At 68.3% G+C, this 12,787-nt stretch carries 14 protein-coding genes; all 14 read right to left on the reverse strand.

What is annotated here, in order from left to right:
- Positions 1 to 50: 50 nt before the first annotated feature.
- A complete protein-coding gene (gene ureG / locus WS64_RS02710; RefSeq protein WP_059574181.1) occupies positions 51 to 698 on the reverse strand; it encodes an urease accessory protein UreG in 648 nt (215 codons plus the stop codon).
- Positions 699 to 715: 17 nt separating this feature from the next.
- Positions 716 to 1,396, reverse strand: coding sequence for an urease accessory protein UreF (locus WS64_RS02715; protein ID WP_059641914.1), 681 nt, complete (start codon positions 1,394 to 1,396; stop codon positions 716 to 718).
- Entirely contained in the window at positions 1,383 to 1,997 is a 615-nt protein-coding gene (gene ureE, locus WS64_RS02720) for an urease accessory protein UreE (protein WP_060965664.1), read from the reverse strand. Before ureE ends, WS64_RS02715 begins: the two co-directional genes overlap by 14 nt.
- 18 nt (positions 1,998 to 2,015) lie before the next feature.
- The gene (gene ureC / locus WS64_RS02725) at positions 2,016 to 3,722 is read right to left on the reverse strand and encodes an urease subunit alpha (RefSeq protein ID WP_006491061.1); all 1,707 of its coding nucleotides are present in this window, start codon (positions 3,720 to 3,722) and stop codon (positions 2,016 to 2,018) included.
- Between the two features lie 29 nt (positions 3,723 to 3,751).
- Positions 3,752 to 4,057, reverse strand: a complete 306-nt coding sequence (locus WS64_RS02730; protein ID WP_059641908.1) for an urease subunit beta — start codon at positions 4,055 to 4,057, stop codon at positions 3,752 to 3,754.
- Positions 4,058 to 4,074: 17 nt separating this feature from the next.
- Positions 4,075 to 4,377 (reverse strand): urease subunit gamma, encoded by a 303-nt coding sequence (gene ureA / locus WS64_RS02735; protein ID WP_006406310.1) that lies wholly within the window; start codon positions 4,375 to 4,377, stop codon positions 4,075 to 4,077.
- 236 nt (positions 4,378 to 4,613) lie between these two features.
- Positions 4,614 to 5,489: an urease accessory protein UreD gene (locus WS64_RS02740; RefSeq protein WP_060965665.1), complete on the reverse strand. Its 876-nt coding sequence runs from the start codon at positions 5,487 to 5,489 to the stop codon at positions 4,614 to 4,616.
- Positions 5,490 to 5,603: 114 nt separating this feature from the next.
- Positions 5,604 to 6,296 carry an urea ABC transporter ATP-binding subunit UrtE gene (gene urtE / locus WS64_RS02745; protein ID WP_059574175.1) on the reverse strand — a complete coding sequence of 231 codons (693 nt, stop codon included), beginning with the start codon at positions 6,294 to 6,296 and terminating at the stop codon, positions 5,604 to 5,606.
- Between the two features lie 4 nt (positions 6,297 to 6,300).
- A complete protein-coding gene (gene urtD / locus WS64_RS02750; RefSeq protein ID WP_060312934.1) occupies positions 6,301 to 7,158 on the reverse strand; it encodes an urea ABC transporter ATP-binding protein UrtD in 858 nt (285 codons plus the stop codon).
- Positions 7,155 to 8,339, reverse strand: coding sequence for an urea ABC transporter permease subunit UrtC (urtC, locus tag WS64_RS02755; RefSeq protein ID WP_060965666.1), 1,185 nt, complete (start codon positions 8,337 to 8,339; stop codon positions 7,155 to 7,157). The genes urtD and urtC overlap by 4 nt, the downstream gene beginning before the upstream one ends.
- A 1-nt stretch (position 8,340) precedes the next feature.
- A complete protein-coding gene (gene urtB, locus WS64_RS02760; RefSeq protein WP_060965667.1) occupies positions 8,341 to 9,960 on the reverse strand; it encodes an urea ABC transporter permease subunit UrtB in 1,620 nt (539 codons plus the stop codon).
- 139 nt (positions 9,961 to 10,099) lie between these two features.
- The gene (gene urtA, locus WS64_RS02765) at positions 10,100 to 11,407 is read right to left on the reverse strand and encodes an urea ABC transporter substrate-binding protein (RefSeq protein ID WP_059574171.1); all 1,308 of its coding nucleotides are present in this window, start codon (positions 11,405 to 11,407) and stop codon (positions 10,100 to 10,102) included.
- Between the two features lie 354 nt (positions 11,408 to 11,761).
- On the reverse strand, positions 11,762 to 12,085 hold the full coding sequence (locus WS64_RS02770; protein ID WP_060965668.1) for a rhodanese-like domain-containing protein: 324 nt from the start codon (positions 12,083 to 12,085) through the stop codon (positions 11,762 to 11,764).
- A gap of 14 nt (positions 12,086 to 12,099) precedes the next feature.
- On the reverse strand, positions 12,100 to 12,756 hold the full coding sequence (locus WS64_RS02775; RefSeq protein ID WP_059574170.1) for a protein-L-isoaspartate O-methyltransferase family protein: 657 nt from the start codon (positions 12,754 to 12,756) through the stop codon (positions 12,100 to 12,102).
- Positions 12,757 to 12,787: the final 31 nt, after the last annotated feature.

Consider the following 12,787-nt stretch of genomic DNA (forward strand, 5'->3'; position numbering starts at 1 on the left):
CAAGGCCGCCCGCGCACGCGTGGCGGCGACGCGAGCCGCCGCCAGGCCGCTCACACCGTCAGCAAGCCCTTCTTCTCGATGAACGCGATCACGTCCGCGACGCCGTCGAGCGCCTTCAGGTTCGTCATCACGTAAGGCCGCTCGCCGCGCATTTTCTTCGTGTCGGACGCCATCACGTCGAGGTTCGCGCCGACCAGCGGCGCGAGGTCGGTCTTGTTGATCACGAGCAGGTCGGACTTCGTGATGCCGGGGCCGCCCTTGCGCGGAATCTTCTCGCCGCCGGCCACGTCGATCACGTAGATCGTCAGGTCCGACAGCTCGGGGCTGAAGGTCGCCGCGAGATTGTCGCCGCCGGACTCGATGAACACGATGTCGGCATCGGGAAAGCGCGCGAGCATCCGGTCGACCGCTTCGAGGTTGATCGACGCATCCTCGCGGATCGCCGTGTGCGGGCAGCCGCCCGTCTCGACACCCATGATGCGTTCCTCGGGCAGCGCGCCCGCGACCGTCAGCAGCCGCTGGTCTTCCTTCGTATAGATGTCGTTCGTGATCGCGACGAGGTCGTACTTGTCGCGCATCGCCTTGCACAGCATTTCGAGCAGCGTGGTCTTGCCGGAGCCGACGGGGCCGCCGATGCCGACGCGCAGCGGCGGCAGTTTCTTCGTGCGGCGGGCGGAGGAGGGAGCAGGTGCGTTCATGGTCGGGGCGAAGAGGTTCAGGAGCGGAACAACCGCGAGTACTGGGTTTCGTGCCGCGCGGAAAGGATGCCGAGCTGCGGCGCGAACGTGTTGACGGCGTCGGGCGGCGTCGCGAGCGCGCGGCGCACGGCGGCGTCGATCGCGCCGCGCAGCGCGACGATGATGCGTTGCCCGGCGAGCTGGCCGAGCGGCACGGCCTTCAGCGCGGCGGACGTCTGGTTCTCGACCCAGCCGAATGCATACGCGGCGAGCGTCGCGTCGGGGCTCGCGTCGTGTGCGGCGGCCGCGTACGCGAACGCGGTCGGCAGCGCGATCGGCGCGATCGACGCGAGCGTCGCGCGGCGTGCGGCGTCGCCCCATTCGAGCGACGCGCACAGCTGCGCCAGCGACCAGCCCATCTGTTCGGTTTCGCGGCGCAGTTCGGCCGATTCCCGGCTCGCGACGAACCATGCGTTTTCGGCGGCGAGCGCGTGCGTGTCGTGCGCCTGCCAGCGGGCGAGCTGGTGCGCGAGGAACGGCAATTCGCCGTGCGCGAGCACGTCGGTCAGGCCGCTCGCGATCCAGTCGCGCGCGGAATCGGCGTCGCGGATCAGGTTCGCGTCGAGCGCGGCTTCGAGGCCCTGCGAATAGCTGTACGCGCCGATCGGTAGTGCGGGCGACGCGAGGTGCAGCAGCGCGACGAGTTCAGTGGTGGTCATGACCGTGGTGGCCGTGCGTGCAGCCGGGACCATGCTGATGGCCGTGATCGTGATCGTGATCGTGCGAATGCGAATGCGAATGCCCGTGGTGTTCGCCGAACACCTGCTGCGCGAGCGCGTAATCCTCGGCGAACGTCGCGTCGTGCCCGTGCTTGTGGCCGCCGCCGTACGCGCCGGCTTCCGGCTGGAACGGTGCGCGCGTTTCCTCGACCTGCGTGCCGAGCCGGCGCAGCATGTCCGCGAGCACGGGATCGGCCTCGAGCTTCAGGTAGCCGTCGCCGATCTCGACCGGCGTGTGACGGTTGCCGAGATGGTAGGCGGCGCGCATCAGCGTGAGCGGGTCGGCCGCGCGTACGAGCAGCACGGTTTCGGCGGCAGCGGCGATGCGCACGAGCGCGCCGTCGTCGGCGACGAGCACGTCGCCGTCGCGCAGCACCGTGCCGCGCGGCAGCAGGACCGCGACGTCCTCGCCGGTGTCGAGCGTCGCCGCGAGGCGGCTCTTGCAGCGGGCGTCATAGGCGAGCGTGAGCGTCGGCGCGCGCGCGACGAGCGACGCGGCGAGTTTCACGTTCGGGGCAATGCGTTTGTCGAGGGTGCGCATGAAACTGGGGATTCCGAATCAGAACAGGAAATAGCGCTGCGCCATCGGCAGCACCGTCGCCGGTTCGCAGGTGAGCAACTGGCCATCGGCGATCACGTCGTAGGTTTCCGGATCGACGCTGATCGACGGGCGCCATGCGTTGTGAATCATGTCGGCCTTCGTCACGTTGCGGCAGTTGCGCACCGGCACGATCCGCTTCGCGAGGCCGTAGCGTTCCGCGATGCCGGCGTCGGCCGCCATCTGCGACACGAAGGTCAGCGACGTGCGCGCGAGCGCGCCGCCGCGCGTCGCGAACATCTCGCGGTAATGAACCGGCTGCGGCGTCGGGATCGACGCGTTCGGGTCGCCCATCTGCGCGAGCGCGATCATCCCGCCCTTCAGGATCATCGACGGCTTGATCCCGAAGAACGCGGGCTCCCACAGCACGAGGTCGGCCCACTTGCCGGGCTCGATCGAGCCGACTTCGTGCGCGATCCCGTGCGTGAGCGCCGGGTTGATCGTGTACTTCGCGACGTAGCGCTTCGCGCGGAAGTTGTCGTTGCGCGCGGTGTCCTCCGGCAGCGCGCCGCGCTGCACCTTCATCTTGTGCGCGGTCTGCCACGTACGGATGATCACTTCGCCGACGCGGCCCATCGCCTGCGAATCGGACGACAGCATCGACAGCGCGCCGAGATCGTGCAGGATGTCCTCGGCCGCGATCGTCTCGCGGCGAATGCGCGATTCGGCGAACGCGAGATCCTCGGCGATCGACGGATCGAGGTGATGGCACACCATCAGCATGTCGAGATGCTCGTCGAGCGTGTTGATCGTGTACGGGCGCGTCGGATTGGTCGACGACGGCAGCACGTTCATCTCGCCGCACACCTTCAGGATGTCGGGCGCATGGCCGCCGCCCGCGCCTTCGGTGTGGTACGTGTGGATCGTGCGGCCCTTGAACGCGGCGACCGTCGATTCGACGAAGCCGGCTTCGTTCAGCGTGTCGGTGTGGATCGCGACCTGCGTGTCGGTGTCGTCGGCCACCGACAGGCAGTTGTCGATCGCGGCGGGCGTCGTGCCCCAGTCCTCGTGCAGCTTCAGGCCGATCGCGCCGGCCGCGATCTGCTCGACGAGCGGCTGCGGCAGGCTCGCATTGCCCTTGCCGAGAAAGCCGAGATTGATCGGCCAGCCGTCGGCCGCCTGCAGCATGCGCTCCATGTGCCACGGGCCCGGCGTGCAGGTCGTCGCGTTGGTGCCGGTGGCCGGCCCCGTGCCGCCGCCGAGCATCGTCGTGACGCCCGACGCGAGCGCTTCGTCGATCTGCTGCGGGCTGATGAAGTGGATGTGCGTGTCGATGCCGCCCGCCGTCACGATCAGCCCTTCGCCGGCGATCACTTCGGTGGCCGCGCCGATCGCGATCGTCACGCCCGGCTGGATGTCGGGGTTGCCGGCCTTGCCGATCGCGGCGATGCGGCCGTGCTTGATCGCGATGTCGGCCTTCACGATGCCCCAGTGATCGAGTATCACGGCGTTCGTGATGACGGTATCGGGCACGTCGGCGGCCACGCGCTGCGACTGGCCCATCCCGTCGCGGATCACCTTCCCGCCGCCGAATTTCACTTCCTCGCCGTAGGTCGTGAAGTCGCGTTCGATCTCGATCAGCAGTTCGGTATCGGCGAGCCGGACGCGGTCGCCCGTCGTCGGCCCGAACATTTCCGCGTACGCGCGGCGGCTCAAGCGTAGTGTCATGTTGCTGTTCCTGAAGAGCGGGGCGCGGCTTACAGCGGCCCCATCACCTTGCCCTGAAAACCGTAGACGGCGCGCTCGCCCGCGAGGGCGACGAGCTCGACGGTGCGCGTCTGGCCCGGCTCGAAGCGCACGGCCGTGCCGGCCGCGATGTTGAGCCGGAAGCCGCGCGCGGCCGCGCGGTCGAACGACAGTGCATCGTTGACTTCGAAGAAGTGGTAGTGCGAGCCGACCTGCACCGGGCGGTCGCCGGTGTTCGCGACAGCGAGCGTCAGCGTCGCACGGCCTGCGTTCAGTTCGTGTTCGCCGTCGTCGGTGAGGATTTCGCCGGGGATCATGCGCGGTACCACCTTGGTCACGGAATCGGATGATGGACGGTCACGAGCTTCGTGCCGTCGGGGAAGGTCGCTTCAACCTGGATGTCGGGAATCATTTCCGGCACGCCGTCCATCACGTCGTCGCGCGTGAGCAGCGTCGTGCCGTAGTGCATCACTTCGGCCACCGTCTTGCCGTCGCGCGCGGCTTCCATCAACGCCGCGGTGATGAAGGCGACCGCCTCCGGATAGTTGAGCTTCAAGCCGCGCGCACGGCGGCGTTCGGCGAGCAGCGCCGCCGTGAAGATCAGCAGCTTGTCCTTTTCGCGGGGAGTCAGTTTCATGAAGGCAGGCGTTCAGGAAAACGTAATTTTTATCGGTACGCACGCGATCGGGCAGGCGCGCGGATCATCGTAGCACCGCGCTGTTTGGCGTGCGTCGTGTATCGCTTATGTAAGCAGCAAGGGGCGTGCCATGTGCATTCGGCGCGCCGTCATGCTCTTTCGTGGTGCGCGATGCGTGAAGAATGTGCGCCCTGTGTCGCGGCATTGCGCCGAAACGGTGCGCGATGCGTGCGCGTTCAGGTTTGCCAGAGACGCAGCGGCCGCGCGTCGACGCCGTGCACGATCGGCCGCAACTGCAGCCAGCAGTCGGTGAAGTGGCGCTGCAGCGCTTCCATCGACGTCGCCAGCGCGCGCACCAGCACGACGCCGGGCGTCACGCAAGTGGCGCCCGCGCGCAGGGTATCGTCGAACGGCATCCTGGCGGCCAGCGTTTCGGCGAGCGCGGCGTCGCACGCGGCGCCGGCTGCCCACAGCGTGCCGTAGGCGGGAAAGCCGGCGAGGCCCTGCGGCGCGCCGCGCAGCGGGTCGCGTGCATCGAGCAGCGCGCGCTCGGTCCACAGCGGCCGGCCGTCGGCATCGACGAGCGCCGAGGTCGACGCGATGCGTCCCGCCGACCAGGTTTCGCCGGCCGCCTGCCGGCCGAGCTGCGTCGCGTCCCAACCGATCGCGCTCGCGCCTGCGCCGAGCGTTACCGTGAAGTCGAGCGCGGCGTGCGCCGCGTCGAAGAACAGGTTGTTCTGCGGCAGCCAGTCGAGCTTCGCGTGCGCGCCGACCGCGATGCCGATGCGCTGCGTCGCATCGAGGCCGTTGGACTTGTACCACTTGGTCGCGCCGGGCGTCGTCAGCACCGCGTGCGTGCCGTCGCCGAGCGCGATGTCGATGTCGAGCCGATCGCCGCCCGCGACGCCGCCCGGCGGGTGCACGATCACCGCATGGCAGATCGCGTCGCCTTCCGGGTACAGCGGCCGCTGCACGCGCAGCGGGCCGTCGTGCAGGCGGTGCGCGAGCGTCGTGCGTGCACCGTGCCGCTCGAAGCCGAGTTCGAGACGGCCGTGCCACGACTTGGCGACGGCGGGGCGGGACAGCGGGGCGTGGGAGTCGGGGGCGGACATCTATTGGACGTGGAGAGGCTAAGACTTTCACTGAAATGCTCGGGTTCAGCGAGCGTTGAAGAAGACCATTTTAATGAAATTCTTGTCGCCTCTCGGCATTCGTCCAAGCCTTCACTACACCGCGATCAATTCCCGCACCCCATTCGTCTCCATATCCCGCGCGTCGCCGCCCGCGACGATCTCTCCGCGGCTCATCACCCAGTAATGGTCCGCGATCGAGCGCGCGAAATCGTAATACTGTTCGACGAGCAGCACGGTCATCCTCGATTCGTCGACGAGCTGGCGCAGCGTGCGCCCGATGTCCTGGATGATCGACGGCTGGATGCCTTCGGTCGGCTCGTCGAGGATCAGCAACTGCGGCTCGCTCATCAGCGCGCGGCCGATCGCGAGCTGCTGCTGCTGGCCGCCCGACAGGTCGCCGCCGCGCCGTGCGCGCATGTCCTTCAGCACCGGAAACAGCTCGTAGATGCGGTCGGGCACTTTCGACGGCGCCTTGCGGCTCGCCGCGCCGACGAGCAGGTTTTCCTCGACGGTGAGCCGCGGAAAGATGTCGCGGCCCTGCGGCACGTAAGCGAGCCCGGCCGCCACACGCGCATACGGCGGCAACGCGCCGAGTGCGGCGCCGCGCCACGACACGCTCCCGCTTTTCGCGGCGACGACGCCCATCAGGCAGCGCAGCAGCGTGCTCTTGCCGACGCCGTTGCGGCCGAGCAGCACGGTGAGCTTGCCGTCGTCGGCGACGAGGTTCACGTTGCGCAGGATATGGCTGCCGCCGTAGTACTGGTTCAGCGCTTCGATTTTCAGCATCGCATCATCGTCCGAGGTAAGACTCGATCACCGCTTCGTCACGCTTGACCTGGTCGAGCGTGCCGTGCGCGAGCACCGCGCCTTCGGCCATCACCGTCACGCGCCCCGTGTCGCCCGCGAGCGCCGCGACGAATTCCATGTCGTGCTCGACGACCATCATCGAGCAGGTGCCGCGCAGCGTGTTCAGCAGCTCGGCGAGCTCCATCGTCTCGTGGTCGGTCATCCCGGCCGCCGGCTCGTCGAGCAGCAGCAGCGCGGGACGCTGCATCAGCAGCATGCCGATTTCGAGCCGCTGCTTCTGCCCGTGCGACAGCTCGCCGGCCGCGCGATACGCATCGCTTTCGAGGCCGATCAGCGCGAGCGTCTCCTCGATCTTCGCCTGCGCGGTGCGGTCGAGCCGCGCGCGCAGCGACGCGAGCCAGCCCTTGTCGGTCTGCATCGCGAGTTCGAGGTTTTCCCACACCGGGTGCTGTTCGAACACGGTCGGCTTCTGGAACTTGCGGCCGATCCCCGCGCGCGCGATCTCGGGTTCGTTCATCCGCGCGAGGTCGATCGTCTGGCCGAGAAACACCTTGCCTGCGTCGGGCCGCGTCTTGCCGGTGATCACGTCCATCATCGTCGTCTTGCCCGCGCCGTTCGGGCCGATCACGCAGCGCAGCTCGCCCGCGTCGATCGCGAGCGACAGCTTCTTCAGCGCGCGAAAACCGTCGAAGCTCACCTCGATATCCTCGAGATAGAGGATCGTGCCGTGCGACGTGTCGATGCCGGGCGGCACGACGCGCCCCATCGACGCGCTGCCGCTGACGGCGAGCAGCTCGTCTTCGGGCGGCGGCGTGAACTGATAGAGAGCCGTGCCGTTCATGCGCGTTTCCCCTTCGTGAGCAGCGTGTCGACGAGGCCCATGATCCCGCGCGGCAGCAAGAGCGGCACGAGCACGAAGATCAGGCCGAGAAAGAACAGCCAGTATTCGGCGAAGTACGCGGTGAAGAAACTCTTCGCGCCGTTCACCGCGAACGCGCCGACGATCGGCCCGATCAGCGTGCCGCGCCCGCCGACCGCGACCCAGATCGCCATTTCGATCGAGTTGCCGGGCGACATCTCGCCGGGATTGATGATGCCGACCTGCGGCACGTACAAGGCGCCTGCGATGCCGCACAGCACGGCCGACAGCGTCCACACGAACAGCTTGTACGCGAGCGGGCTGTAGCCGAGGAACATCAGCCGCGTCTCGCCGTCGCGCACCGCGGTCACCACGCGCCCGAGCTTGCTCGTGACGACCGCGCGCGCGACGATGAACGCGAGCACGAGCGTCGCGAAGGTCAGCAGCAACAGCACGGTGCGCGTGCCCGGCGACGTGATCGCGAAGCCGGCGATGCGCTTGAAGTCGGTGAAGCCGTTGTTGCCGCCGAAGCCCGTCTCGTTGCGAAAGAACAGCAGCATCGCGGCGAACGTCAGCGCCTGCGTGATGATCGACAGGTACACGCCTTTCACGCGCGAGCGGAACGTGAAGAAGCCGAACACCCATGCGAGCACGGCCGGCACGAGCACGACCAGCGCGAGCGCCCACACCAGATGCTGCGTGCCGCTCCAGTACCACGGCAACTGATGCCAGTCGAGAAACACCATGAAGTCGGGCAGGTCGCTGCCGTACTTGCCGTCGCGGCCGATCTCGCGCATCAGGTACATGCCGATCGCATAGCCGCCCAGCGCGAAGAACAATCCATGGCCGAGGCTCAGGATGCCGCAGTAGCCCCATACGAGATCGAGCGCGAGCGCGGCGATCGCGTAGCACATCAGCTTGCCGGCGAGCGTCATCGCGTACGCGGACAGGTGGAATGCGCTGGCTTCCGGCGCGACGAGCGCGGCGAGCGGGACGCCGATGCCGATCGCCACGCACAGCGCGACGAGCGCGAGCCATGCGCGGCGCGACAGCAGCGCGGGGCGGGGCGGCAGGCCGAGCGCGAAGCCGTCCGCGCGCGTGCCGGCGGCGGGCTTCGGCGTATCGGCGACCGGGTTCGATATCGAATCGGTGAATGAAGTCACGTCAAGCCTCCGCGCTGCGGCCCTTCGGGGCGAACATGCCCTGCGGGCGTTTCTGGATGAACAGCACGATCATCACGAGCACCGCGATCTTCGCGAGCACGGCGCCCCAGAACGGCTCGATGGCCTTGCTGACGAGGCCGAGCCCGAAGCCGCCGAGCACGGTGCCGGCGATCTGGCCGACGCCGCCGAGCACGACCGCCATGAACGAATCGATGATGTAGTTCTGGCCGAGATCGGGGCCCACGTTGCCGATCTGCGACAGCGCGCAGCCGCCGAGGCCCGCGATGCCCGCGCCGAACGCGAACGCATACGCGTCGACGCGTGCGGTCTTCACGCCGACGCAGGCGGCCATCCGCCGGTTCTGCGTGACCGCGCGCACGAACAGGCCGAGCCGCGTCTTCGTCAGCACGGCCCACGCGACGAACACCACCGCGAGCGCGAACGCGAGGATCGCGAGCCGGTTGAACGGCAGGATCAGGTTCTGCATCACGGTCACGCCACCGCTCATCCACGACGGGTTCACGACCTGGACGTTCTGCGCGCCGAACAGCATGCGTGTCGCCTGGATCAGGATCAGGCTCACGCCGAACGTCGCGAGCAGCGTCTCGAGCGGGCGGCCGTACAGATGCCGCAGCACCAGCCGTTCGAGCACGATGCCGACGAGCGCGGCCGCCGCGAACGACACCGGCACGGCGACGAGCGGATACCAGTCGAATGCGCCGGGCGCGTAGCGCTGGATCAGCGTCTGCACGACATAGGTTGCGTACGCACCGATCATCAGGAATTCGCCGTGCGCCATGTTGATCACGCCGATCAGCCCGTACGTGATCGCGAGGCCGAGCGCGGCGAGCAGCAGCACGCTGCCGAGCGACAGGCCGGCGAACAGCGTGCCGACAATTTCGCCGCGGCGCTGCAGCGCGTGCAACGTATCGAGCCCTTGCCGCGCGGCCTCGCGCACGCGCGCGTCGGGTTCCGCGTAGCTGCCGTCCGCGTTCCTCGCGACGAGCGGGCGCAGTTGTTCGATCATGTCGAGATCCTGGCGCGCGGCCACCACCTGCACGGCTTCGAGGCGCTTCGCCGGATCGGCGTCGTGCAGCGCGGCGATCGCCCACAGTGCGTCGAGGCGCCGTTTCAATGCCGGATCGGTTTCCTTCGCGCGGGCGCGGTCGATCATCGGCTTGAGCGCCGGGTCGGGCGACTTCAGCAGCGCGTCGATCGCATCACGCCGCGCGGCGACGTCGGGCGACGCGAGCGCGAGGCCCGACAGCGCGCCGGCGATCTTCGTGCGCAGCAGGTTGTTCAGCATCACCGGCTGCGCGTCGCCGGCCGGCGTCGCGGCCTGCGTGAGCGCGTCGTGCGCGGTGTCGCCGGACTGGATCAGCAGCCGGCCGTCGCCGGTCGCGAGCGCATCGCCGCTCGACAGCGCGTTGAGAATCGCCACCGCGCGCGGATCGGTATCGGTGGCGAGCCGCTCGATCGCGGCCGTCTTCGCGTCGAAGTCGTCGCCGGCGAGCGCGGCGGTGTCGGCCGCCGTCAGCGCGAACGCGGCGTGCGGCAGCAGGCCCGCGAGGGCGGCGCATGCCGCGATCGCGCGGGCGGCTCGGCGAAAGCGTGTAGGCATCGGGAAGTCCTGTCGGGCGAGGGGAATCGGAGCGGCGCTGCGCCGGCGCGCGCGGTTCGTCACGGCAAGCGCGGCCGGCGCATCGACGGCGGGCGGGCGAGCGGCACGTCGCGCGCAAGGCGCGACGTGCCGCCCGACGTCACGCGAGCGCCGCGCGCTGCCGGCGCAGGAACGCCGGAATCGAGCTGACGACGTCCGGCTTGTTCTGGTTACCCGCGATGAACGGGCTCCACGGCTGCGCGCGCACGGCCGTCTTCGTCTTCCACACGACGTTGAACTGCCCGTCGCCGCGGATCTCGCCGATCATCACCGGCTTGTGCAGGTGGTGGTTGCCGTCCATCGCGAGCGTGAAGCCCGACGGCGCGGCGACCGTCTGACCGATCATCGCGACGCGCACCTTGTCGACGTCGGTGCTCTTCGCCTTCTCGACGGCCTGCTTCCACATGTGGATGCCGACGTAGGTCGCTTCCATCGGATCGTTGGTTACCCGCTTCGCGCCGCCCGGCAGGTTGTTCGCCTTCACCCACGCGGCGAACTGGTCCTTGAACTTCGTGTTGGTCGGGTTCTTCACCGACATGAAGTAGTTCCACGCGGCGAGGTGGCCGACGAGCGGCTTCGTGTCGATCCCGCGCAGCTCCTCCTCGCCGACCGAGAATGCGACGACCGGCACGTCGGTCGCCTTGATCCCCTGGTTGCCCAGTTCCTTGTAGAACGGCACGTTGGAATCGCCGTTGATCGTCGAGACCACGGTCGTCTTGCCGCCCTGCGAGAAGGTCTTGATGTTCGCGACGATGGTCTGGTAATCGCTGTGGCCGAACGGCGTGTAGACCTCCTGAATGTCGGCGTCCTTCACGCCTTTCGATTTCAGGAACGCGCGCAGGATCTTGTTGGTCGTGCGCGGATACACGTAGTCGGTGCCGAGCAGGAAGAAGCGCTTCGCGCCGCCGCCTTCCGCGCTCATCAGGTACTCGACGGCCGGAATGGCCTGCTGGTTCGGCGCGGCGCCCGTGTAGAACACGTTGCGCGACATTTCCTCGCCTTCATACTGCACCGGGTAGTAGAGCAGCCCGTTCAACTCTTCGAATACCGGCAGCACGGATTTGCGGGACACCGACGTCCAGCAGCCGAACACGCACGCGACCTTGTCCTGCGTCAGCAGCTGGCGCGCCTTCTCGGCGAACAGCGGCCAGTTCGACGCGGGATCGACCACCACCGGTTCGAGCTTGCGGCCCAGCACGCCGCCGCTCTTGTTGATGTCGGCGATCGTCATCAGCGCGGTGTCCTTCAGCGACGTCTCCGAGATCGCCATCGTGCCCGACAGCGAATGCAGGATGCCGACCTTGATCGGGCCGGTGCCCGCGTCGGCTGCGTGCGCGAATGGGCTCTTGCCCGCCAGCGCGAGCGCGCCGGCCATCGAACCGAACTTCAACAGACTGCGACGTTTCATCGAGATCCCCTTTGTCGTGTTGGATGCGCGTGCGCCGTGGCGGCGCCGGCCATCGTGTAACGCAAGGCATGTGCCAGTCGCGCCGATGCACGCCCGGCGTGCCTGTGCGGGCCATGGGCGGGCATCGACGCGGTGCGGATGACGCGTCGTGCAGCATGCGCGGTCCGTTGCGGTGCAGGCGCGCGGGCGCAAATGGTGCACGAAGGTGTCGCGGCGTCGCGGCGCGGGGAAATGTCGGAACGGAAGGGGAATGAGAAACGGGCGCGCGGTGCGCGCCCGTTCGGCGGATCGGTGCGGCCGGCGGCAGGGTGCCGGGCGGCGCGGCGGCGCGCGATGCGCGGCCGGAAGGATCGGTCAGTAGCGCGGCACGGACGGGTCGACGTCGCGCGACCACGCGTCGATTCCGCCTTGCAGGTTGTACAGCTTCGTGAAGCCGCGCGATTCGAGGAACATCGCGACCTGCGCGCTGCGCATCCCGTGATGGCACACGCAGACGATTTCCGCTTCGTCGTCGAGCTCCTCGCTGCGCACGGGAATCTGCTGCATCGGAATCGACACGCTGCCGGCGATCTGCGCGGTCGCGATTTCCCACGGCTCGCGCACGTCGAGAACGACCGGCGCGGGGCGCGCCGTGTCGCCGAGCCATTCCGCGAGCATCGCGGGCGTCAGGATCTGCATGGAGGCTCCGCCGCTCAGAACTTGAAGCGCGACGGCTCGATCGCGTTGACGAGGTGGTCGATGTAGGTTTCGAACACGTCGGCGACGCGGTACTGCTTGTCGTCGATGCGCGTGATGATCTGCGCCTTCATCACCGGACGGCCGCCGACGAACGCCGACAGGCGGCCGCCGATCTTCAGCTGTTCGAGCATGTCCTGCGGCACGACCGGCAGGCCGCCCGCGACGCAGATCACGTCGTACGGCGCCTTCGCGGCCCAGCCGCGCGAACCGTCGCCGAGCACCACTTCGGCGTTGGTCACGCCGTCGTTGCGCAGGTTGTCCGCCGCGAACTTCGCGATCGCCGGATCGATCTCGACGGCCGTCACGTGCTGCGCGCGATGCGCGAACAGCGCGGCCAGGTAACCCGAGCCCGCGCCGATCACGAGCACGTTCTCGTGCTTCTTGACCGCCAGCTCCTGCAGCACGCGTGCTTCGACGCGCGGGAACAGCATCTTGCTGGCGCCGCCCGGCAGCGGCAGTTCGAGATCGGCGAACGCGAGATCGCGGTATTGGGCCGGAACGTAGTTCTCACGCTTGACGATCGACAGCAGGCCCAGGACATCCAGATCCAGCACGTCCCACGGACGGATCTGCTGTTCGATCATGTTGAAACGCGCGTTTTCGATATTCATGGTGTGGTCACGCAGCCTGGTCGGCCATCAG

Source organism: Burkholderia anthina (assembly GCF_001547525.1).
Lineage (GTDB): Bacteria > Pseudomonadota > Gammaproteobacteria > Burkholderiales > Burkholderiaceae > Burkholderia > Burkholderia semiarida.

Excerpts from the sequence above, each read along its gene's own strand:
- ureG (WP_059574181.1), bottom strand. The coding sequence starts at position 698 with ATGAACGCACCTGCTCCCTCCTCCGCCCGCCGCACGAAGAAACTGCCG.
- WS64_RS02715 (WP_059641914.1), bottom strand. The coding sequence starts at position 1,396 with ATGACCACCACTGAACTCGTCGCGCTGCTGCACCTCGCGTCGCCCGCA.
- ureE (WP_060965664.1), bottom strand. The coding sequence starts at position 1,997 with ATGCGCACCCTCGACAAACGCATTGCCCCGAACGTGAAACTCGCCGCG.
- ureC (WP_006491061.1), bottom strand. The coding sequence starts at position 3,722 with ATGACACTACGCTTGAGCCGCCGCGCGTACGCGGAAATGTTCGGGCCG.
- WS64_RS02730 (WP_059641908.1), bottom strand. The coding sequence starts at position 4,057 with ATGATCCCCGGCGAAATCCTCACCGACGACGGCGAACACGAACTGAAC.
- ureA (WP_006406310.1), bottom strand. The coding sequence starts at position 4,377 with ATGAAACTGACTCCCCGCGAAAAGGACAAGCTGCTGATCTTCACGGCG.
- WS64_RS02740 (WP_060965665.1), bottom strand. The coding sequence starts at position 5,489 with ATGTCCGCCCCCGACTCCCACGCCCCGCTGTCCCGCCCCGCCGTCGCC.
- urtE (WP_059574175.1), bottom strand. The coding sequence starts at position 6,296 with ATGCTGAAAATCGAAGCGCTGAACCAGTACTACGGCGGCAGCCATATC.
- urtD (WP_060312934.1), bottom strand. The coding sequence starts at position 7,158 with ATGAACGGCACGGCTCTCTATCAGTTCACGCCGCCGCCCGAAGACGAG.
- urtB (WP_060965667.1), bottom strand. The coding sequence starts at position 9,960 with ATGCCTACACGCTTTCGCCGAGCCGCCCGCGCGATCGCGGCATGCGCC.
- urtA (WP_059574171.1), bottom strand. The coding sequence starts at position 11,407 with ATGAAACGTCGCAGTCTGTTGAAGTTCGGTTCGATGGCCGGCGCGCTC.
- WS64_RS02770 (WP_060965668.1), bottom strand. The coding sequence starts at position 12,085 with ATGCAGATCCTGACGCCCGCGATGCTCGCGGAATGGCTCGGCGACACG.
- WS64_RS02775 (WP_059574170.1), bottom strand. The coding sequence starts at position 12,756 with ATGAATATCGAAAACGCGCGTTTCAACATGATCGAACAGCAGATCCGT.